Here is an 18,964-nt window from a genome sequence, read left to right as displayed (position 1 = left end):
CCATGACGCTAATTCTCATTAGCCGTTATGAAGACTTTCTGACCCGCAGATACCATTCACACAGCAGGCGAACCTGTTTGCGGGTGTAGCCTTTTTCCATCATGCGGTCGACGAAGTCGTCATGTTTCTTCTGCTCATCCGTTGAGGTTTTAGCGTTAAACGAAATCACCGGCAGCAACTCTTCGGTGTTCGAGAACATTTTCTTCTCAATCACGGTACGCAGCTTCTCATAACTGGTCCAGTTAGGGTTACGGCCACTATGATTAGCACGGGCACGCAGCACGAAGTTGACTATTTCGTTGCGGAAATCTTTCGGATTGCTGATGCCGGCCGGTTTCTCGATTTTCTCCAGCTCAGCGTTCAGGGATTCGCGATCGAACAGCTGGCCGGTATCCGGATCACGGTACTCTTGATCCTGGATCCAGAAGTCTGCATAGGTCACGTAGCGGTCAAAAATGTTTTGACCGTATTCCGAGTAGGATTCCAGATAAGCGGTCTGGATCTCTTTACCGATGAATTCGGCGTATTTCGGGATCAGATAGCCTTTCAGGTGTTCCAGATATTTTTCCGACTGATCCTGCGGGAACTGTTCACGCTCGATCTGCTGTTCCAGTACGTAGAACAGGTGCACCGGGTTGGCGGCTACCTCGGCGTGATCGAAGTTGAATACCCGCGACAGGATTTTGAACGCGAAACGGGTGGACAGGCCATTCATGCCTTCATCGACCCCAGCGTAGTCGCGGTATTCCTGGTACGACTTGGCTTTTGGATCGGTGTCCTTCAGGCTTTCACCGTCATAGACGCGCATCTTCGAGTAAATACTCGAGTTTTCCGGCTCTTTCAGGCGAGAGAGCACGGTAAAGCGTGCCAGCGTCTCCAGCGTACCGGGGGCGCAAGGCGCATGGGTCAGTTCACTGTGATCAAGAAGCTTGTCGTAGATTTTCATCTCTTCCGACACCCGCAGGCAGTACGGTACCTTGACGATATAAACGCGGTCGAGGAAGGCCTCGTTGTTTTTGTTGTTACGGAAAGTCACCCATTCGGATTCGTTGGAGTGAGCCAGAATAATCCCGCTGAACGGCAGGGCGGAGATACCTTCGGTACCGTTGTAGTTACCTTCCTGGGTAGCCGTAAGCAGAGGATGCAGCACCTTGATCGGCGCTTTGAACATCTCTACGAACTCCATAATCCCTTGGTTGGCACGGCACAGAGCGCCTGAATAACCGTAGGCATCCGGATCGTTCTGGGCGTGGTTCTCCAGTTTACGGATGTCCACTTTACCGACCAACGCAGAGATGTCCTGGTTATTCTCATCACCCGGTTCCGTTTTGGCGATGGCTATCTGTTCCAGAATGGAAGGGCGCACTTTCACTACTTTGAATTTGGTGATGTCGCCACCAAATTCATGCAGGCGTTTTGCGGCCCACGGCGACATGATAGTGCCGAGGTAGCGGTTCGGGATGTTGTATTCTTTTTCCAGAATATTGGCATCTTCCTGCGGATTAAACAGGCACAGCGGATGGTCGTTGACCGGGCTGCGTTCTCCGTTGGCGCTCAGCGTGTAAATCGGTACGCGTTGCATCAGCGCTTTCAGGCGTTCCGCCAGCGATGATTTCCCGCCGCCCACCGGGCCCAACAGGTAAAGGATTTGTTTCTTCTCTTCGAGGCCTTGCGCGGCGTGTCTCAGGTAAGAAACTATCTGTTCAATAGCTTCTTCCATGCCGTAAAACTCTTCGAATGCCGGATAGCGTGCGATCACCCGGTTGGAGAACAGGCGAGACATGCGTGACTCAAGCGCGGTGTCGACCATAACGGGTTCGCCGATAGCCATCAGCAGACGTTCGGCCGCATTGGCATACGCACTGCGATCTTGCCGGCAAATGGTAAGAAATTCCTGCAGTGTGAACTCTTCGTCCTTGGCAGCTTCATAGCGCTGGCGATAGTGGTCAAATATGTTCATGATGCCCGTCCTTTTCGTTATTAGCACAGGTTAAAGGGAGCTGGTGATAGTGTTTTGGCTCCCGAAAGAAGAAGTTATTACCTGAGTACAGCAACCCGTATGCCAACTTGGTGCGCTTATTATCGCGAGTTGCGCTGTATTGCCACTGGGCCCAGGATAAATTCACCTTCTGATTAAGCTTAGTTGGCATACCGGAAAATTTCCTGCGCCATAAAAAGCTTTTTTTAAGTCATATCAATGACTCAGTTGTGACAGGGATGGCCAAACGCCTTGTCTGGCGCGGGTTGCGGCAAAAAACGTCATTGTTCTGCCATGATTAATTCATATTTCCGATCTAAGTTATTCGATCTTGGTCGTTTTTTATTGTAAAGATTAGGCGTGTAACGGTGTTTTCACATAAACTAAGTCGGCTATTAACCCTGTTATTTATGGAAAAAGAACCAGTGAAGATATTTCAACTCAAAACGCTAGCAATTATCGCTTCCGCAATGGTTTGCGCACAAAGTGCTCAGGCAGGAACCTGGTCGCTCGGTGCTGCAGCGCTGGTTAGCCCTGACGCATACCGTGGTTATGATACTCGCGTCTACCCGGTGCCAGTCATTAACTATGAAGGCGACGACTTCTACTTCCGCACGCTGACTGCCGGGTATTACCTGTGGAAAGATCAGGAAAACCAACTGAGCGTCATGGGATATTACTCGCCGTTTGGCTACCGTCCGGGTGACAGTGACGACGATCGCATGAAGCGCCTGGATAAACGTCGCGGTACGTTGATGGCTGGCCTGGCTTATACCCATAATGCCGAGTGGGGCTCGATCCGCACCACCTTTACCGGTGATATGCTGGACAACAGCAACGGTCTGGTAGGGGATGTCGCCTACCTCTACAAATTCGATTTAGACGCTTTGACTCTGGTTCCTGGTGTGGGCGTGATGTGGAACAGCAAAAACCAGAATAAATACTACTATGGCATCAGCGATCACGAATCTCGCCGCAGTGGTCTGGACAGCTACACGCCAGGCGACAGCTGGGCGCCTTACGTTGAGCTGAGCGCCAACTATCAGATCAACAAGGACTGGAATGCTTTCTTCACCGGGCGTTACATCCAACTGTCTGATGAAGTCAAAGACAGCCCAATGGTTGATAAATCTTACACCGGGTTGTTGATGACGGGTGTGAGCTACAGCTTCTAAAATCAAATTGCACAAATATTGTGCAGTGGTTGCATTATAAAGGGGCGCTTGCGCCCCTTTTGCACACCTGCAGTGCATTGAATGATGCTGACATCATGCAGGTAGCGTGGGATATGTCGTTTGAGTGGTTGGAGAGGGGATTAAGCAGGGCGAGCGGTTTGTCGCCCTGAAAGCATCAGGCGCTTTTACGGCTGCGGAAGGTGACCGCCAGCCGTGCAGGTTGTTCACCTGCGGCCACCAGTGGTTTACTGACGCGGCCGGTTTCCACGCAAACCATGGTTTTATAACCGTCATTCGCCATGTCTGCCATGCTGCAGGACAGCTCCACGCCTGGGTTCCAGGCAATCACATCGCTCATATGATGGTGATGAACCTCAATGGTGCGTTGCAGAGAAGGATCTTTGATCAGGCTGAAAGCGTCCGGTTGGGTATAGACCCGATCGGTTTGACCAATAAATGCCAGGTCTCCGGTCTGACGAGCTTCAGCTCCACCGGCCACTTTGTCGATATAAGGTTCGCCGAGGCCCGCCACTTTTACTTGTTCAATATCCCCAATCTGGAAATAAGTATGCAGCGCTGCGGTAGCCTGATAGTCGCCGTGTGACTCCAGCTCAATCTCGCATTCTTCACCCAGCTTGAAACGGGCAATCAGCGTAAAGGCATGCGGCCAAAGCTTGCGGGTTTGCTCATTGTCTTTCAGGGTAAAGGTCAGAATGACACCGTTGTCGTCTTCATCGTGCGCAGTCAGGTTCCAGGGTTGATTGCGGGCGAAACCGTGCGAGGGTTGCGCTACCGGGCCAAACCAGGGCCAGCAAATAGGCACACCGCCGCGAATGGCGTTGCCTTTTTTAAAGGGGGTGTTGTTGCTCAGCCAGATAACCGGCTTATCACCGGCAGGTTGCCAGGCTAACAGGTGTGCGCCTTGCAGCGCAACAGCGGCGCGGACTTTCGGGTGGGAGACGACCACTACCGGCAGTTCTTCGAGCTGACGTTGACTGATGTAAGGTGAAATTTGTTCGGTAACGGGCAGGGTGAAAATTTTTTCGTTCATTAAGTTGCCTTTAGTTCGCCGCAAAAACAAAAAAAAGGGCGACAAAAAATGTCGCCCCTCATTATCAGCTTTCCATCATTCCATTATTTGGAGATGTGAGCGATCAGATCCAGAACCTTGTGGGAGTAGCCAGTTTCGTTGTCGTACCAGGAAACCAGTTTCACAAAGTTGTCGTTCAGCGCGATACCCGCTTTGGCATCAAACACGGAAGTCAGGATTTCGCCGTTGAAGTCAGTAGAAACCACTTCGTCTTCAACATAGCCCAGAACGCCTTTCATAGAGCCTTCAGAAGCGGCTTTGATGGCTTTCTTGATTTCTTCGTAGGTCGCTGCTTTTTCCAGACGAACGGTCAGGTCAACTACAGACACGTTTGGAGTTGGAACGCGGAACGCCATACCGGTCAGTTTGCCTTTCAGTTCTGGCAGAACGATGCCAACTGCTTTAGCTGCGCCGGTAGAAGAAGGGATGATGTTCTGGGATGCGCCGCGGCCGCCGCGCCAGTCTTTATGAGACGGGCCATCAACGGTTTTTTGAGTAGCGGTGGTCGCGTGAACGGTAGTCATCAGACCTTCGACGATGCCGAAGTTGTCGTTGATAACTTTAGCCAGCGGAGCCAGGCAGTTGGTGGTGCAAGATGCGTTGGAAACGATATCCTGGCCAGCATATTTTTCAAAGTTTGCGCCACGTACGAACATTGGGGTCGCGTCTTTTGAAGGGCCGGTCAGAACAACTTTCTTAGCGCCTGCAGTGATGTGTTTACGTGCGGTTTCGTCGGTCAGGAAGATACCGGTCGCTTCTGCAACAACGTCAACACCCACTTCGTTCCACTTCAGGTTAGCCGGGTCTTTCTCTGCGGTAACACGGATGGTTTTGCCGTTAACAACCAGATGGCCGTCTTTGACTTCTACAGTGCCTTTGAAACGGCCGTGAGTAGAGTCAAATTTCAACATGTATGCCATGTACTCTGCGTCCAACAGGTCGTTGATTGCAACGATTTCGATGTCAGAACGTTCTTGAGCAGCACGGAAAACAATGCGACCGATACGGCCAAAACCGTTGATACCTACTTTGATAGTCATATATTCCACCAGCTATTTGTTAGTGAATAAAAGGTTGGTTGTAAAATTACAAAAACCTTACCAAGCGTCAAGCGGAATCGTGTCAATTCTTGCTGCAAATCAAATCACGGGGCTTGATCTGCTTGCTTATTGCACATTCCGTTTGCGTTCGGCCTCATCCGTTATATGGGGTCAAACCGCCAAGTATAAAGTCACCCTACTTCATATATGTGATCGGTATCACATAACGCCGCGGCGTGACCTTTATGCGCTACAGTTTAGGCCAAAAAGCACTGCAATGTTGTTAATTTTTTGTTATTATTACTCATTGTTTTCGTTGACATTATCCACATTCAGAGAATCACGCAAATGGCTAAAGACACAACCCCTGACCATCCGGCCACGGAACTGAATGAAATCCAACGTTATGTGACCCAGGAACGGGGCACTGAAGCGCCGTACTCCGGTAAATTGCTGCACAATAAGCGCGAGGGTGTATACCATTGCCTGTGTTGCAACCATCCGCTGTTCTATTCCGACAGCAAGTATGACTCCGGCTGTGGCTGGCCAAGCTTCTATGAGCCGGTATCCGACGATGCGATTCGTTATATTGATGATAATTCACACAATATGCATCGAATCGAGATTCGTTGCGGCCACTGCGACGCTCATCTGGGGCACGTATTCCCCGATGGCCCGCAGCCTACCGGTGAACGCTACTGCGTTAACTCGGCTTCGTTGAGTTTTACCGACGGCGAGAACGGCGAAAAAACAGCCGGCTGAGGATTATTCTGCCAGAAAAATCGATTCAGCTAATTATTCTTCCACGAGTGAGGAAATGCTCTGATGGACGTGAAAGACCTGATTGCCGCAATGACTCCGGAGATCTATCAGCGCCTGGTACAGGCGGTAGAACTGGGTAAATGGCCAGACGGCGTTGCGCTGACGCCGGAACAGAAAGAAAACAGTCTGCAGGCGGTGATGTTGTGGCAATCGTTGAACAATGCCGATCCGCAGCATATGACTATTGGCACCGACGGCCAGATAGTGATGAAGAGCAAGCAGGAACTGAAACAGCAGTTCGTTGCCGAACCGCTGGTTAAGTTGAAGCCGCAATAAATCCGAAGGCAGGGCGATGCAACCATCGCCCTGCCGATTTAGCGTTTCCCGCCGTTTATCCCCAATGATTCCGCCAACTGGTGTGCCAGCCGATTGTTGTCGTCGGCGCCATACTCCCAGAACATGGCGCCGCCCAGCCCCTTGCTTTTAATGTAGTCAGCCTTGATCGCGACCGAACGCGGATTCTCATACGAAATCGCAAACAACGGTTTGCCCTCGGCGGATTGCAGGGTCAGGTAGGGAACCTTGGCGTCGTTGTCCCAATGGGCGCTGAAGCGGCGCTGTGGATCGTTCAGCAGTTTGCTGACGATATCGTTGTACTTAAAATAGCTGTCCTTGCTCAGATCCAACCCCAGTGACTTGAACACGGCGGTTTCACGTGCGGTGAAATAGGGCTGGGTAACCGGATTTTTGGCTGCATCCGGTTTATCCCAATCGATGCCCGGCTCCGTCGCCCGTTTGGGCACCCGGCCGTAAAAGCCGATGCCCAGGTTCAACTGTGCGGGCTTTAGTCCGGCTGCCAGGTAGTTATCCACCACGAAATTGGCGCTGTAACGATCGGCGGCGGCGACGGTTGGCCACTGTTTAGAGTCATACAGGTTGGAATTGAAATACTGGGTGCCATACGCCATGTCGTAGGTCATCAGGTTGATGTAATCGAGATAGGGCGCAATGCCTTTTACATCGACCCATTCCTGTGGGCTTTTTGCGTTGGCGCCGACGGCGATGGTCAGCAATTTGCCTTTATCCAGCGCTTTATGCAATTCCCCCAGCAGCAGGGTGAAATTGGCGCGGTCCGCCGGTTGGCTTTCGACCAGGCCCCAGGCACCGTTGACCGGATATTCCCAATCGAGATCGATGCCGTCGAGGTGAAATTGTTGAATTACCTGTTGTACCGAACGGATAAATATTGCCCGACTTTCCGGGGTGGCGGCGGCGCCGGAAAAACCGCGCGCTCCCCAACCGCCAACGGAAAGCAGCACCTTCAACTCAGGGTTTTGTTTGCGCAACACCGGTAACAGCTTCAAATCGGCCTCAACCTTCGGCGATAAATAGATCTGATGCAGCCGAGCCGGGTCTTTGAGCGCCGGATTGGTTTCCTCTTTCTCATTGTTGTAAATCAGGCCGAAAGAGTAGTTGAGGTGGGTGATTTGGGTGACATCCAGCTTGTTGATATCGCCACCGGGGCCGGCAGTGACGTCGCCGCCACCGTTAAAATAACCGACGGACAGGTAAGAAGCCGCGTGAGCCATGCCGGCTCCGGCCATGCCTAACTGCACCGCTACCAGCAAAGGCAGCAGCTTACGGGGTAATGCCATGTTATCTCCTTTGGTCGGCAAGGCCGACCGAAACCGCCTGAGGCGGTAACATAAAACCGGGCTCAAAGGGCCCCGGATGCGTATAACCGATTGATGCGAAGGCATCAGCGGTCATAACAGCAAAAGCAACGTCTGGGAACAAGATGTAATCACGGGAGAATGGTTGGAATGTGAGCGATGTCGAGATTTGCACCGAGGGAGAAGAAGCGGGCGCCTGGGGCGTCCGCTGGAATCAATGTGCGATGAATTGTGACAGGGTAACGAGTTGTGCTCCGGCCAGCTCCATTGCCTGGAACGCTTTTGGGCTGTCACCTGGTTGTAAATCGACACCGCGGCAGCCGTCGGTAATCACTGAGGTCACATATCCCAGTTCCAGTGCATCCAGAACGCTAAACTTCACGCAGTAATCGGTTGCCAGCCCCATGATAGCCAGGTGAGTGATGCCCTGCGCCCTCAGCCAACCGTCCAGCGCGGTTTGTGCTCGGTGACCGTTGTCAAAGAAGGCGCTGTAGCTATCGATATCCGGGTTTTGACCTTTACGGAACACCTCGGCAATGGCCTCTCGGTGCAACTGCGGATGCAATTGCGCCCCGTGGCTTTCCTGCACGCAGTGCACCGGCCACCACACCTGCGGCAATCCTGCCAATTCACCTTGCGTGTTGACCTCAGTCCCTGAATTTACCGCAAAACTGCGATGATTGGCGGGGTGCCAATCCTGGCAAGCGACTACCGGTTCACCGCGCGCCACGCAGGCGGCAATCGCCTGATTGGCTGCGATAACGGTGGCATCGCCGTCCGTCACCGCTAACGCGCCACCGGGGCAAAAATCATTTTGCAAATCGATTAACAACAGGGCGGTTTTCATCTCGGCTCCGTAATCTGGGTAAACTTAGCCTGTAATGCTCAGCTCGCCGCGCAGGTTTTGCTGCATCTGGCTGCGGATTTGCTCCGGCGTCAGCGGTTGGCTCAGCAAATAATGCAGTTTAGTCAACGCCGCTTCGACGGTCATGTCAAAGCCGCTGATGACACCTGCATGGGCCAAGGCATTACCGGTGGCATAACCTTCCATGTTCACCCGGCCTGAGATGCATTGGGTCAGGTTCACCACTACGATGCCGCGTTCGGACGCATCGCGTAATTCGTCGACAAGCTCCGCTTTTTGCGGCGCATTGCCCACGCCATAAGAGCGCAGAATCAGCGCTTTCACCGGTTGCAGCAGGAAGTTGCGCACCACAGCGCCGGAAATGCCCGGATAAATCGTCACCACGCCGATCGGTTGCGGCGTGATGTTGTGGACCTGCAGTTCGCCGTTGCAAACCGGGCTGTCGATGCCGTTCTGGCGGCGAATGTGAATACCGGCTTCCAGCAGCGCGGGCAGATTGGGCGAAGCAAAGGCGTCGAAACCGTCTGCATGCGCTTTGGTGGTGCGATTACCGCGAAACAGTTTGTTGTTGAAGAACAGGCTGACTTCGTTTACCGGATGATTGGCGGCCAGATAGAGCGAGTTGAGCAGGTTGGTTTGGCCATCTGAGCGCAGTTCTGCCAGCGGGATTTGCGAACCTGTCACGATCACCGGTTTGGCCAGGTTTTCCAGCATGAACGACAACGCTGAAGCGGTGAAGGCCATGGTGTCGGTACCGTGCAGAATGACGAAGCCGTCATAGCTATCGTAATTCCGTTTGATGTCGTCGGCGATGTGCTGCCAATCTTCCGGCGTCATGTCTGAAGAGTCGATCAGCGGTGCGTATTCATGAATGGTGAAGTCCGGCATTTCCGGCCGGTGAAACTCAGGCATCAGCGCCAGTTGGCGTTGCAGGTGGCCGGAAACCGGAATGTAGCCCTGTTCAGAGCGTTGCATGCCGATGGTCCCGCCGGTGTAGGCGACGTAAATGGATTTTTTTTGCATAGTAATTGTTTTAACAGAAAATAAGATGGGCTGAATTATAGGGGGATAACGGCAGAAAAAAAGCCCGGCGTGTGCCGGGCTCAGGATTATTTTGTTAGCGAACCTCTCCGCAGGTCAAACAGATGGCATAGCGGTTTTGCGGATCGTTCAGATTATTGAACAATCCAGGTTGTTCTTTCACCGCCATGGCGACGGATGCCAGTGGAGCCGGTAGCATCGACTGAATGGCCGCCGGCAACATGGCGTGAATTGACACGCCAAACTGGCTGAGCACCATGTCGGTCAGGCTTGGGGTATCGACAAACCAGTTAAGCTGCCACTGTTTCAGCTTCGCCAACTCGGCGGCTTTCTTCACCGCATCGTCGAAATCGCCCAACTGATCGACCAGGCCATTGGCTTTGGCGTCACTGCCAAGCCACACGTGGCCCTGAGCGATCTGATCGACCTGTTGCGGCGTCATTTTGCGTGATTTGGCAACCAGATCGATAAAGTTCTTATACCCGTTCTCGATATTCAACTGCATCATTTGCGAGAATTCCGGCGGCAGCGCCTTGGTCACGGCGAGGTCCGCCAGCGGCGAAGTTGCGACGCCGTCAGTATGCACGCCGATGCTGTCCAGCGTTTGCTCGTAGGTATTGATGACCCCGAAGATGCCGATGGACCCGGTGAGGGTGCTTGGGCTGGCGATGATGTAGTCCGCCGGCGTAGAGACCCAATAGCCACCAGAGGCCGCCATACCGCCCATTGACACCACCACAGGTTTGCCAGCGGCACGCACTGCAGCCAGTTCAGAACGGATCACTTCGGAGGCGCTGACGCTGCCGCCTGGGCTGTTCACGCGGAACACCACCGCTTTGATTGACGGGTCAAGACGAGCCTGGCGCAGTTCCGCGGCGGTAGTATCTCCCCCAACGGCGCCCGGCGTTTGCGGGCCATCCATGATGGCGCCATTGGCAAACACCACGGCGATTTTGCCGCCCTGATCCGGCGTTGGTTTGGGCTGATAATCGTAGATGCTGGTGGCGTTGAAATCATTCGCCTGTTTATCCCAACCGAAGGTTTTGATCAGTTGGTTCTCGATAACGGTGCGTGACGCCAGCTCATCCACCAATTTGCTGTCCAGCGCAAACTTGGCGGTATCCCCGCCGGCCGCCTGCAAGCCGGTCAGTACACCTGCCGCGCCCGGGAACAGCTGCTGCGGAGTGATCTGACGGTTGGCCGCCACGGTATCGAGATAGTTTTGCCACAGCCCGCCGATCCAACGGCTGTCGGCTTCGCGCGCCGCCGGTGACATATCGTCGCGGATCAGGGGTTCCACGGCTGACTTGTAGGTGCCGACGCGGAAGATATTGGTAGTGACCTTGAGTTTTTCCAGCAGCGATTTGTAGTACAGGTTGTTGGTGGCAAAGCCATGCAGGTCGACCGCGCCTTGCGGCGACAGGTAAACCTTGTTGGCGTAGCTGGCCAGATAATATTGCGTCTGGTTATAGCTGTCGCCGATGGCGAAGATCGGTTTACCGCTATCGCGGAATTCGCGCAGTGCTTTGCCGATGTACTGCAGCGAAGGCTGATCGGCGCCGGCAAAGTCATTCAACTGCAATACCATGCCGGTAATGTTTTTGTCGTCTTTGGCCTTGCGGATGCTGTCGACCACGTCGAACAGCGAGTTTTCCTGCAGACGGTTGCTGGAAGCGCCCAGCAGTTCGCGGCCCCACTGGCGTACTTTGTTGTTCATTGACGGTTGGTCAACGACCACGCCGCTCAAATCAACCAGCAGCGCACCGCTCGTCGGGACGGCAGGGGTAGTGGAACTCTGGAATGAAAGATAAATACCGACCCCAACCAGGATCAGCAACACCAAGAACAGATTAAGGATCAGTTCCCTGATAAAGTTCAGCAGACGCCATGTCCACCTGAAAACGCCGGCAATGATTTGCCACAATGTGCGCATGTGCTCTCCAACAAGAGTCGAGAATGTCCCGCTATCCTAATGAGCGGCCGAAGAAAAGTCAGCTTTAAATCGTGAGTCACGGGAGCTATCGCCGAGGCTGTAACTCACCGTTGAGCTATGTTAACGTGATCGTAATGAAAATTATTATTGGGAGTTTACGATGGATGCACTGGATCTTTTACTGAATCGCCGTTCTGCATCACGCCTCGCGGCCCCAGCGCCAACGGGGGATATTCGCCAGAATATCATCAATGCGGGCCTTCGTGCGCCCGATCACGGGGCGCTGCAGCCGTGGCGCTTTGTGATGATCGAGAATCAGGGTCTGGAGCGTTTCAGCCAATTGTTACAAACTGCTGCGAAACAGGATCAACTGGACGACGCTGCGGTAGAAAAGGCCACAAAGGCACCGTTCCGCGCCCCGCTTATCATCACGGTGGTGGCGCATTGCAACGAAGAAACCAAAGTGCCGCGTTGGGAGCAGGTGGTTTCTGCCGGTTGCGCGGTACAGGCGATGCAGATGGCCGCCCTGGCGCAGGGCTTCAACGGGATCTGGCGCACGGGTGCCTGGACCGAACACCCGCTGGTTCGCGAAGCTTTTGGGTGCCGTGAGCAAGACGAAATCGTCGGTTTCCTCTATCTGGGCACGCCACAGTTGAAAGCCGCTACTAAAGTTGTCGCCCCCGACAGCACACCTTTCGTCAGTTACTTCTGATCCCCTGCGGGGTTGCGCGAAAATGCGCCGAATCCCGCAATTCTGCGTTGTTTCTGAGCAGGCTGTACGGTTATCGGCAGCCCGCTCTTATCAATCCCGTCGGCAAGCGCTACCCTATGATATCTTGAATGCCGTTAACCGAAGGGAGTGGTATATGACATCGCCAGCGATCCGTTTGACCCAGTACAGCCATGGTGCAGGCTGCGGCTGCAAAATCTCACCGAAAGTTCTCGAAACCATTCTGCACAGCGAACGGGAAAAGTTTGTCGATCCGCGCTTGTTGGTTGGCAATGAGACCCGTGACGATGCTGCGGTGTATGACATCGGCAACGGCGTTGGCATCATCAGTACCACTGACTTCTTTATGCCGATCGTCGACAACCCGTTCGATTTCGGCCGCATCGCCGCCACCAACGCCATCAGCGACGTCTATGCCATGGGCGGCAAACCGATCATGGCGATAGCCATACTCGGCTGGCCGATCGCCACACTGTCGCCGGAAGTGGCGCAGCAGGTCATTGACGGCGGGCGTTACGCCTGCCAGCAGGCGGGTATTGCACTGGCCGGTGGCCACTCGATTGATGCCCCCGAACCCATTTTTGGCCTGGCGGTAACCGGCATCGTCAATACCGACCGGGTAAAGAAAAACAGCGCTGCGCAAGCCGGCACCCAATTATTCCTTACCAAGCCGCTGGGTATTGGTGTGCTGACCACCGCGGAGAAGAAAAGCAAACTGCGCCCTGAACATGCAGGCTTGGCGACGGAAGTGATGTGTCAACTGAACAAACCGGGAGCGGATTTTGCCGAGGTCGCCGGCGTGACGGCGATGACCGACGTCACCGGTTTCGGCCTGCTGGGTCACCTGAGCGAAGTTTGTCAGGGTTCAGATTTGCAGGCGACGTTATGGTTTGATCAGGTGCCGAAACTGCCGGATGTCGAACGCTATATTGCCGAAGGCTGCGTGCCGGGCGGCACTGGGCGTAACTTTGACAGCTACGGGCACCTGATTGGTGACATGACCGATCTGCAGCGTCAGTTGTTGTGCGATCCGCAAACTTCCGGTGGCCTGTTGCTGGCGGTGCTTCCCGCAGCAGAACAGCAGGTGCTGGCGATTGCCGAGCGCCACGGTGTTCAGCTAACCGCCATCGGTGAATTGCATTCGCCGAGGTCGGGCAAGCCGCTGATTGAGGTTGTCAGTGTCAAACACGCAGATTGATTTTGAGAATCGTCTGGCTGTGTTATTGCTGAAAAAACAGCATGGTGGCCGTCGCCTAATGGAACGCTTCCCGTTGCCGACGCAGCGGCCTGAATGGGCGTTGCAGTTCCAGCATGCCGGCGGCAAGGGTGACGCGCATCAGAAGTGGCTGGTGCCGGTGTTGCGGCACGATTATGATCCGATGTATCACTATCAATTGGAAAAGAAATCCCGACGGAGCGCTTTCCGCGGGAATGATGCTGAAGTAAGAGAATTCCTGATGACGTACAGCCAGAATAACGGTGAATAATGCGACTGTTTATTGCCGAGAAACCGAGTTTGGCGCGCGCCATTGCCGACGTTCTTCCCAAACCGCATCGTCGCGGTGACGGGTTTATTGCCTGTGGCAACAATGATGTGGTCACCTGGTGTGTGGGCCATTTACTAGAGCAGGCGCAGCCGGATGCCTACGATAGCCGCTATGCGCGCTGGTCGCTGGCGGATCTGCCCATTATCCCCGAAAAGTGGCAACTGCAGCCGCGTCCCTCGGTCAGTAAACAGCTTAATGCGATTAAAAAGCTATTACATGATGCTGACGAGGTAGTGCATGCCGGTGACCCGGATCGCGAAGGACAATTACTGGTGGATGAGGTGCTGGACTATCTGGCGTTGACGCCGGAAAAACGTCACAGCGTGCGCCGTTGCCTGATTAACGATCTCAACCCGCAGGCGGTGGAGCGCGCTATAGAACGGCTGCGTGACAACCGCGACTTTATCCCGCTGTGCGTCTCCGCGCTGGCGCGTTCCCGCGCTGACTGGCTGTATGGCATCAACATGACCCGAGCCTATACCATCTTAGGGCGAAATGCCGGCTATGACGGCGTGTTGTCCGTTGGGCGGGTGCAGACGCCGGTGTTGGGGTTAGTGGTGCGGCGTGATGAAGAGATTGAAAACTTTGTGCCAAAAGACTTCTTTGAAGTCAAAGCGCACATCGTGACGCCAAAGGAAGAGCGCTTTGTCGCGCTTTGGCAGCCGAGTGATTCTTGCGAGCCTTATCAGGACGAAGAAGGGCGTCTGCTGCATCGGCCGCTGGCGGAGCACGTGCTTAAACGCATCGAGGGCCAGCCTGCGCTGGTCACGTCCTATAATGATAAACGGGAATCAGATACCGCTCCGCTGCCGTTTTCGCTCTCGACGCTGCAGATTGAGGCTTCCAAACGTTTCAACCTGAGTGCGCAGCAGGTGCTGGATGTCTGCCAGCGGTTGTATGAAACGCATAAATTGATCACCTATCCGCGTTCCGACTGCCGCTATCTGCCGGAAGAACATTTTGCCGGGCGTCATGCGGTGCTTAACGCGATCAGCGCTCATCAACCGGATCTTTACCCGCAGCCGGTGATCGACAGCGATCGTCGCAACCGTTGCTGGGACGATAAAAAAGTTGATGCCCACCATGCCATTATTCCTACTGCCCGTGCCAGCAAAGTGAGCCTCAGTCAGGACGAATTGAACGTCTACGGGTTGGTGGCGCGCCAGTACCTGATGCAGTTTTGCCCGGATGCCATGTTCCGCAAATGCGTGATTGAGCTGGATATCGCCGGGGGGAAATTTGTTGCCAAAGCGCGTTTCCTGGCCGAAGCGGGCTGGCGGACGCTGCTGGGCAGCAAAGAACGCGACGAAGAAAACGAAGGTTCTCCGTTGCCGGTGGTGGCGAAAGATGATTCGCTATTGTGCGAACGTGGTGAGGTAGTGGAACGCCAGACTCAGCCTCCGCGGCCTTTCACCGATGCCAGTCTGCTTTCTGCCATGACTGGCATAGCGCGTTTCGTACAAGATAAAGCGCTAAAGAAAATCCTGCGAGCGACCGATGGTTTAGGTACCGAGGCGACGCGTGCGGGCATCATTGAGTTGCTGTTCAAGCGGGCGTTTTTGTACAAGAAAGGGCGTTATATTCATTCCAGCGAGACCGGTCGGGCGTTGATCCATTCGCTGCCGGATATTGCGGCTCGCCCTGATATGACGGCCAACTGGGAGGCTACGCTGACGCAAATCAGTGAAAAATCCTGCCGCTATCAGGACTTTATGCAACCCTTGGTAGGCACTTTGCAGGAGCTGATTTATCAGGCCAAGCAAAGCCGGGCGAGTATGGCGTTTCGCGGGTTGCCGCCGTCGCCTTCCGCCGGGGCAAAAAAACGCAAGAAAAGCGCCGGCAAGGCGCGGGAGAAAAGCGAGTGAATCATGGGTTACTGATGCTGGCCGCAGGTGGGCTGTTGTTTTCCACTGTTGCGGCGGCCAATCGTGGTGATGTGGATGTAGTGTTGCCGGTGGCGCCGGAAATCTGGGGCACGGCGAAAGACGCCGTCGCCCAGCCGGCAGCACAGCCTTGCAGCCGGTGCTGCATTTATCAGGATCAACACTATTCTGAAGGGGCGGTGCTCAAGGTCGAAGGGGAAGTGCTGCAATGCACTCGCGATCCCAACGTGGTTGGCACCAATCCGTTGATCTGGATCCGCTTGAAAAAGTGACGAGGTAACGTTGCCGTTTAGCTCTTGGGCGGCAAAGAGGCAATATAGGCCGTTAACAGCGGCACATCCGCCGGGGCCAAGGCATAGTCGAACGCCCGTTCCGGTGTTAGCCAGACAAAATCAGAATGGCAGCGATTTTGCAATTCGCCGCTGAATGCTTCAATACGCCAGGCATGCAGCCGGATAATGCGTTCGTTGTGTTGCCACTGGTTGCTGGCGACGTAATTCCCTACGCTCGCCATAATTCCCAACTCTTCATCCAACTCACGGGCCAGCGCCTGCGGCTGGCTTTCGCCTTCCTCGACCTTACCGCCGGGAAACTCCCATAAGCCGGCCTGATCGCTGTTTGCATCGCGTTGAGCCAGTAAAATTTTGCCATTTTTTTCAATGATGGCAGCGACGACGTCGATAATTTTCATGCGTACCACAGCGTGAAACCCCGGCAATTGCCGGGGTTGGAGGAATTACAGCGAGAATTCTGCCCAGACCGGGGCGTGATCCGACGGTTTTTCCATCCCGCGGATCTGGTAATCGATGCCGGTTGCGGTGCAACGCGCCGCCAGCGGCGTGCTGGCCAGCAGCAGATCGATGCGCAGACCCCGGTTCTCATCGAACCCTCGTGAGCGGTAGTCAAACCATGAGAATTCATCGTTGCGCCCCGGGTTGGCATGGCGGTAGGTATCTACCAGGCCCCAGTTCAGCAAGCGGTCCATCCATTCGCGCTCTTCCGGCAGGAAGGAGCACTTGCCGGTGCGCAACCAGCGTTTACGGCTTTCTTCACCGATCCCGATATCGTAATCACTTGGGCTGATATTTACGTCGCCCATCACCAGCACCGGCGATTCCACGGAAAGTTGCTGCTCCAGGTAGTTCTGCAGATCCTGGTAGAAGCGTGATTTGGCCGGGAACTTGGTCGGATGGTCACGGCTTTCTCCCTGCGGGAAATAGCCGTTAATTACGGTCAATGTGCCTTGAGGTGTGGCCAGATCGGCCATGATGATGCGGCGCTGCGCGTCGTCATCGTCGGTAGGGAACCCGCGGCGTACGGCAATCGGCTCATCTTTAGTCAGCAGTGCGACGCCGTAGTGGCCTTTTTGGCCGTGATAGAACACGTGATAGCCATGCTGGCTGACTTCTTCCAGCGGGAACATGTCATCGTGAACTTTGGTTTCCTGCAGGCCAATCACGTCGGGTTGGTGCTGTTCGATAATTGCGGACAGTTGATGCGGACGCGCGCGCAGTCCATTGATATTGAAAGAGACAAACTTCATGAGCGGTGCCGTTTTCGCGAGAAAAATGTGTTGAGATAGTAGCAGAGTTTGGCCGGAAATGTAACGCAGGCCGGCGGCACTTGCCGCCAGCGGGATGGGATCATTTTGCCCAGCGATCGTAATTCTTTGGCTGGTAATCGTCGAATTGTTGCAGCAGGATATGCGGTGATTCGCTGAGGTGCAGGGTGCCGAGGTAGTCATGGCGCATAAAGCCCTCATCGGCTACATGCTGCAAGAAATTGTTCAACGGGCGATAGAACCCGTTTACATCCAACAGGCCAACCGGTTTGCTGTGATAACCGATCTGGCCCCAGGTCCAGATCTCGAACAGTTCTTCCAGAGTACCAATACCGCCGGGCAGGGCGATAAAACCGTCCGCCAGGGCCGCCATGCGTGCTTTGCGGGTGTGCATGTCCGGCACGACTTCCAGTTCGGTCAGACTACGATGCGCGGTTTCTGCTTCTACCAGCCGTTCAGGAATGATACCCACGGCTTCACCACCGGCTTCAAGCACTGCGTCCGCCACAATGCCCATTAACCCTTTTTTACCGCCACCATAGATCAGACGTCTGCCCTGGCTGGCAAGCGTCCGGCCCAATTGCCGGGCATTATCGGCATAAGCAGGGTTAGCGCCTTCGCTGGCACCACAAAAAACGCAGATATTGTTACGCATGCACTTTTTTCCTTACTGCATTAAAGAAGTCAGTGGTATAGCGAATTGTTGACCGGAGTTCAAGCTGAGCGTGAGGTCAATGGTTAAGGTAACTGATAAATGTGACGTGCAACTATTTTGATTAGTGATGCGACAGGCTACGGCTGAGTTTGATTCAAATTAAGGGGGAAGTCCAAGGATGGTGGTGTGGGAAGGATTATTCGCCGCTGCGCGACTCACCCTGCGGGCCGCGCTGAAGCGCGTTGTCTCACGCTGTGAGACTCGAACCTTGTCGAAGCTTCTCATCCTTCCCCGAAAGGGAACGACAGGCTACGGCTGAGTTTGATTTAAATTAAGGGGGAAGTACAAGGATGGTGGTGGGGGAAGGATTATTCGCCGCTGCGCGACTCACCCTGCGGGCCGCGCTGAAGCGCGTTGTCTCACGCTGTGAGACTCGAACCTTGTCGAAGCTTCTCATCCTTCCCCGAAAGGGAATTACAGGCTACGGCTGAGTTTGATTTAAATTAAGGGGGAAGTACAAGGATGGTGGTGGGGGAAGGATTCGAACCTTCGAAGTCTGTGACGGCAGATTTACAGTCTGCTCCCTTTGGCCGCTCGGGAACCCCACCATGATATTCATGGATTTACAAATTGTCGCTCCGGTTTTGCCCGGAAGAAACCTGGCCGGTTTCGTTGTCTCCTCGGTGTTTTATGTAGCCTCAGCTTTCGCTGTGCTCTCATCAACAGAGAGAAGATGGTGGTGGGGGAAGGATTCGAACCTTCGAAGTCTATGACGGCAGATTTACAGTCTGCTCCCTTTGGCCGCTCGGGAACCCCACCACTGGCCTTGCTTGCGAAACGTCTGTCTCGGTAAGCGGGGCGCATCATATCAAATGAAGCGCGCGTGTAAAGTATTGAAATGCAGAAAATGAATCGTTTGCCGATTTTTTGCCCGTGGCGGTGCATTCCTGAACGAAAGGCCCCGTTTTATACCCCTAACCTTTCAAGCTGTCGCGTTTTTGACTGCGCTGGCTCACCCCAGGGGGCAGAAA

17 protein-coding genes, 2 tRNA genes, 2 other RNA genes and 1 pseudogene are annotated in these 18,964 nt (G+C 54.3%); 8 read left to right on the top strand and 14 right to left on the bottom strand.

The window, feature by feature from the left end; genetic code table 11:
• Nucleotides 1-25: 25 nt before the first annotated feature.
• Nucleotides 26-1,960 (bottom strand): protein kinase YeaG, encoded by a 1,935-nt coding sequence (gene yeaG / locus ACTJJ1_RS07795; protein ID WP_041416981.1) that lies wholly within the window; start codon nucleotides 1,958-1,960, stop codon nucleotides 26-28.
• Nucleotides 1,961-2,388: 428 nt separating this feature from the next.
• Between yeaG and ACTJJ1_RS07790 the strand changes: the two genes are divergently transcribed.
• Nucleotides 2,389-3,153, top strand: coding sequence for a MipA/OmpV family protein (locus tag ACTJJ1_RS07790; protein WP_122289106.1), 765 nt, complete (start codon nucleotides 2,389-2,391; stop codon nucleotides 3,151-3,153).
• A gap of 175 nt (nucleotides 3,154-3,328) precedes the next feature.
• On the opposite strand, the gene ACTJJ1_RS07785 is transcribed toward ACTJJ1_RS07790, so the two are convergent.
• Together ACTJJ1_RS07785 and gapA are read right to left on the bottom strand one after the other, a co-directional pair.
• On the bottom strand, nucleotides 3,329-4,204 hold the full coding sequence (locus tag ACTJJ1_RS07785; protein ID WP_004945395.1) for a D-hexose-6-phosphate mutarotase: 876 nt from the start codon (nucleotides 4,202-4,204) through the stop codon (nucleotides 3,329-3,331).
• Between the two features lie 83 nt (nucleotides 4,205-4,287).
• Nucleotides 4,288-5,283, bottom strand: a complete 996-nt coding sequence (gene gapA, locus ACTJJ1_RS07780; protein ID WP_004945391.1) for a glyceraldehyde-3-phosphate dehydrogenase — start codon at nucleotides 5,281-5,283, stop codon at nucleotides 4,288-4,290.
• Nucleotides 5,284-5,631: 348 nt separating this feature from the next.
• On the opposite strand from gapA, the gene msrB reads away from it, so the two are divergent.
• Both msrB and ACTJJ1_RS07770 read left to right on the top strand, forming a co-directional pair.
• Entirely contained in the window at nucleotides 5,632-6,045 is a 414-nt protein-coding gene (gene msrB, locus ACTJJ1_RS07775) for a peptide-methionine (R)-S-oxide reductase MsrB (RefSeq protein ID WP_004945389.1), read from the top strand.
• A 63-nt stretch (nucleotides 6,046-6,108) separates the two neighbouring features.
• Complete coding sequence (locus ACTJJ1_RS07770) at nucleotides 6,109-6,381, top strand: YeaC family protein (RefSeq protein WP_004945385.1); 273 nt, start codon at nucleotides 6,109-6,111, stop codon at nucleotides 6,379-6,381.
• Nucleotides 6,382-6,419: 38 nt separating this feature from the next.
• On the opposite strand, the gene ACTJJ1_RS07765 is transcribed toward ACTJJ1_RS07770, so the two are convergent.
• From ACTJJ1_RS07765 to sppA, 4 genes are all read right to left on the bottom strand, one after another.
• Entirely contained in the window at nucleotides 6,420-7,700 is a 1,281-nt protein-coding gene (locus ACTJJ1_RS07765; RefSeq protein WP_440833032.1) for a glycoside hydrolase family 18 protein, read from the bottom strand.
• A 232-nt stretch (nucleotides 7,701-7,932) separates the two neighbouring features.
• The gene (gene pncA, locus ACTJJ1_RS07760) at nucleotides 7,933-8,565 is read right to left on the bottom strand and encodes a bifunctional nicotinamidase/pyrazinamidase (protein WP_440833030.1); all 633 of its coding nucleotides are present in this window, start codon (nucleotides 8,563-8,565) and stop codon (nucleotides 7,933-7,935) included.
• Between the two features lie 24 nt (nucleotides 8,566-8,589).
• Nucleotides 8,590-9,606, bottom strand: a complete 1,017-nt coding sequence (ansA, locus tag ACTJJ1_RS07755; RefSeq protein ID WP_004945378.1) for an asparaginase — start codon at nucleotides 9,604-9,606, stop codon at nucleotides 8,590-8,592.
• 94 nt (nucleotides 9,607-9,700) lie between these two features.
• On the bottom strand, nucleotides 9,701-11,557 hold the full coding sequence (gene sppA / locus ACTJJ1_RS07750; RefSeq protein WP_062791851.1) for a signal peptide peptidase SppA: 1,857 nt from the start codon (nucleotides 11,555-11,557) through the stop codon (nucleotides 9,701-9,703).
• Between the two features lie 160 nt (nucleotides 11,558-11,717).
• Here sppA and ACTJJ1_RS07745 point away from each other — a divergent pair, with 160 nt between their 5' ends.
• From ACTJJ1_RS07745 to ACTJJ1_RS07725, 5 genes and pseudogenes are all read left to right on the top strand, one after another.
• Nucleotides 11,718-12,269, top strand: coding sequence for an NAD(P)H nitroreductase (locus ACTJJ1_RS07745; protein ID WP_004945372.1), 552 nt, complete (start codon nucleotides 11,718-11,720; stop codon nucleotides 12,267-12,269).
• 154 nt (nucleotides 12,270-12,423) lie between these two features.
• On the top strand, nucleotides 12,424-13,485 hold the full coding sequence (selD, locus tag ACTJJ1_RS07740) for a selenide, water dikinase SelD (RefSeq protein WP_041416978.1): 1,062 nt from the start codon (nucleotides 12,424-12,426) through the stop codon (nucleotides 13,483-13,485).
• Nucleotides 13,460-13,774 (top strand): annotated as a pseudogene (locus ACTJJ1_RS07735) (hypothetical protein); the annotation flags it as partial. The gene selD and the pseudogene ACTJJ1_RS07735, both read left to right, overlap by 26 nt.
• Entirely contained in the window at nucleotides 13,774-15,699 is a 1,926-nt protein-coding gene (locus ACTJJ1_RS07730; RefSeq protein WP_440833027.1) for a DNA topoisomerase III, read from the top strand. The pseudogene ACTJJ1_RS07735 and the gene ACTJJ1_RS07730, both read left to right, overlap by 1 nt.
• The gene (locus ACTJJ1_RS07725; protein WP_004945365.1) at nucleotides 15,696-15,989 is read left to right on the top strand and encodes a DUF1496 domain-containing protein; all 294 of its coding nucleotides are present in this window, start codon (nucleotides 15,696-15,698) and stop codon (nucleotides 15,987-15,989) included. The genes ACTJJ1_RS07730 and ACTJJ1_RS07725 overlap by 4 nt, the downstream gene beginning before the upstream one ends.
• Before the next feature lie 17 nt (nucleotides 15,990-16,006).
• On the opposite strand, the gene ACTJJ1_RS07720 is transcribed toward ACTJJ1_RS07725, so the two are convergent.
• From ACTJJ1_RS07720 to ACTJJ1_RS07690, 7 genes are all read right to left on the bottom strand, one after another.
• The gene (locus tag ACTJJ1_RS07720) at nucleotides 16,007-16,408 is read right to left on the bottom strand and encodes a pyrimidine (deoxy)nucleoside triphosphate diphosphatase (protein ID WP_041416975.1); all 402 of its coding nucleotides are present in this window, start codon (nucleotides 16,406-16,408) and stop codon (nucleotides 16,007-16,009) included.
• Nucleotides 16,409-16,453: 45 nt separating this feature from the next.
• Entirely contained in the window at nucleotides 16,454-17,260 is an 807-nt protein-coding gene (gene xthA / locus ACTJJ1_RS07715; RefSeq protein WP_004945359.1) for an exodeoxyribonuclease III, read from the bottom strand.
• 100 nt (nucleotides 17,261-17,360) lie between these two features.
• Entirely contained in the window at nucleotides 17,361-17,933 is a 573-nt protein-coding gene (locus ACTJJ1_RS07710) for a TIGR00730 family Rossman fold protein (protein WP_440833024.1), read from the bottom strand.
• Nucleotides 17,934-18,112: 179 nt separating this feature from the next.
• Nucleotides 18,113-18,239, bottom strand: a non-coding RNA gene (locus ACTJJ1_RS07705) — RtT sRNA.
• Nucleotides 18,240-18,284: 45 nt separating this feature from the next.
• Nucleotides 18,285-18,411, bottom strand: a non-coding RNA gene (locus ACTJJ1_RS07700) — RtT sRNA.
• 45 nt (nucleotides 18,412-18,456) lie between these two features.
• A tRNA-Tyr gene (locus ACTJJ1_RS07695) sits at nucleotides 18,457-18,541 on the bottom strand.
• Between the two features lie 126 nt (nucleotides 18,542-18,667).
• A tRNA-Tyr gene (locus ACTJJ1_RS07690) sits at nucleotides 18,668-18,752 on the bottom strand.
• Between the last annotated feature and the right edge of the window lie 212 nt (nucleotides 18,753-18,964).

Source organism: Serratia sp. 22264 (genome assembly GCF_052045345.1).
Lineage (GTDB): Bacteria > Pseudomonadota > Gammaproteobacteria > Enterobacterales > Enterobacteriaceae > Serratia > Serratia plymuthica.
This window is presented reverse-complemented; position numbering and strand designations above follow the sequence as displayed.

Excerpts from the sequence above, each read along its gene's own strand:
- yeaG (WP_041416981.1), bottom strand. The coding sequence starts at position 1,960 with ATGAACATATTTGACCACTATCGCCAGCGCTATGAAGCTGCCAAGGAC.
- ACTJJ1_RS07790 (WP_122289106.1), top strand. The coding sequence starts at position 2,389 with ATGGAAAAAGAACCAGTGAAGATATTTCAACTCAAAACGCTAGCAATT.
- ACTJJ1_RS07785 (WP_004945395.1), bottom strand. The coding sequence starts at position 4,204 with ATGAACGAAAAAATTTTCACCCTGCCCGTTACCGAACAAATTTCACCT.
- gapA (WP_004945391.1), bottom strand. The coding sequence starts at position 5,283 with ATGACTATCAAAGTAGGTATCAACGGTTTTGGCCGTATCGGTCGCATT.
- msrB (WP_004945389.1), top strand. The coding sequence starts at position 5,632 with ATGGCTAAAGACACAACCCCTGACCATCCGGCCACGGAACTGAATGAA.
- ACTJJ1_RS07770 (WP_004945385.1), top strand. The coding sequence starts at position 6,109 with ATGGACGTGAAAGACCTGATTGCCGCAATGACTCCGGAGATCTATCAG.
- ACTJJ1_RS07765 (WP_440833032.1), bottom strand. The coding sequence starts at position 7,700 with ATGGCATTACCCCGTAAGCTGCTGCCTTTGCTGGTAGCGGTGCAGTTA.
- pncA (WP_440833030.1), bottom strand. The coding sequence starts at position 8,565 with ATGAAAACCGCCCTGTTGTTAATCGATTTGCAAAATGATTTTTGCCCC.
- ansA (WP_004945378.1), bottom strand. The coding sequence starts at position 9,606 with ATGCAAAAAAAATCCATTTACGTCGCCTACACCGGCGGGACCATCGGC.
- sppA (WP_062791851.1), bottom strand. The coding sequence starts at position 11,557 with ATGCGCACATTGTGGCAAATCATTGCCGGCGTTTTCAGGTGGACATGG.
- ACTJJ1_RS07745 (WP_004945372.1), top strand. The coding sequence starts at position 11,718 with ATGGATGCACTGGATCTTTTACTGAATCGCCGTTCTGCATCACGCCTC.
- selD (WP_041416978.1), top strand. The coding sequence starts at position 12,424 with ATGACATCGCCAGCGATCCGTTTGACCCAGTACAGCCATGGTGCAGGC.
- ACTJJ1_RS07730 (WP_440833027.1), top strand. The coding sequence starts at position 13,774 with ATGCGACTGTTTATTGCCGAGAAACCGAGTTTGGCGCGCGCCATTGCC.
- ACTJJ1_RS07720 (WP_041416975.1), bottom strand. The coding sequence starts at position 16,408 with ATGAAAATTATCGACGTCGTCGCTGCCATCATTGAAAAAAATGGCAAA.
- xthA (WP_004945359.1), bottom strand. The coding sequence starts at position 17,260 with ATGAAGTTTGTCTCTTTCAATATCAATGGACTGCGCGCGCGTCCGCAT.
- ACTJJ1_RS07710 (WP_440833024.1), bottom strand. The coding sequence starts at position 17,933 with ATGCGTAACAATATCTGCGTTTTTTGTGGTGCCAGCGAAGGCGCTAAC.